The 1132-nt window shown below is 46.7% G+C and carries 2 protein-coding genes; both read right to left on the reverse strand.

From position 1 onward, the window contains the following. Positions 1-533, reverse strand: a 533-nt coding sequence (locus A3729_RS31820) for an MJ0042-type zinc finger domain-containing protein (RefSeq protein ID WP_197475988.1), incomplete at its 3' end; no start/stop codon positions are given. A gap of 36 nt (positions 534-569) precedes the next feature. Beyond that, the coding region (gene prmA, locus A3729_RS22345) for a 50S ribosomal protein L11 methyltransferase (protein WP_068634298.1) at positions 570-1132 on the reverse strand (563 nt) is incomplete at its 5' end.

The following is a 1132-nucleotide window of genomic DNA, read 5'->3' on the forward strand; positions in this document are numbered from 1 at the left end:
ACTGAGGCCTGCTCTATAGCTGAAGCGGAGAATGTTGGTTCTACCTTCTGTTTACCTTGTTCATCTTGAATATCTTCGAGGATTTCCTGAGTCCAGCTTTCGTCGATGATTTCTTCACTCTCTTCAGAAACAAAGGTATCGTCAAGTTTTTTAAAGCTGGTTGAGTAAGGGTCACTGTTGTCTGCGGAATCTAGTTCCAGGAAAGAGGTGCTAAACTCATCAGAGCCATCGGCGCTGCCTGAGTAGCCGGGTTCATGCAGATCTTCTTCAGGGTTATCGGCAAATAGCTTATCTTCAGACTCTAGTAGACTATCTTCCAGGTCGATAGCTGAACTTTGTTGGTCTTCGGAGGGTTCAGGAGAAGGCTTGTTTGCTGTTTGCTTCTCAGTATCGGACAAGCTATAGGCAATTGCATCGAAGATGTTCATGCAGGCGCCGCAGCGAACTCTGCCGTTGGCAGCACTTAATTGTTCTTCAGAGACTTTAAACGAAGCCTTACAGTGCGGGCATTGTGTCAGTCGCTGATTGCTCATCGTGTGTGTTTTTCCTGAATTATTATAAGGCTATTATCAGTCTTTTTTTGTGCCGGTCAAGCATACCCAGCCATCCTCTAGCTGAGGTTTATCCATTTCAAACCATTCTTCATAGTCGTGAACTAGCGCAGCTGCCTGATGCTCAAGAATTCCAGATAGAATTAATTTTCCTTTAGGTTTAACTAAAGCGGCAATATTGCTACGTAAGTCATGCAGTGGTTGAGCAAGAATATTAGCCAGAACCAGGTCTACTTGGTCTTTAGGGCTATCTTCTGGAAGATAGACCGGGAACTGCTGAGCTTCGACCTCGTTTCTCTTGGCATTGTCTTGGGTAGCCAGCAAAGCTTGAGGGTCGTTGTCGATTCCAACCACCGATTTGGCGCCGAGTAATAATGCGGCCAAGCCCAGTATTCCGGAACCACAGCCAAAATCTACGACAGTTTTGTTGTTTAGGCCGTCATCGTTTAGCGCATAAGCATCTAGCCATTTTAAGCAAAGTGCAGTTGTGGGGTGTGTGCCAGTGCCGAAAGCCAGGCCAGGGTCGAGCATCAGGTTGACAGCGTTTGGCTCAGGAATGTCATGCCAGCTTGGGCATATCC

The organism is Oleiphilus sp. HI0043 (assembly GCF_001634935.1).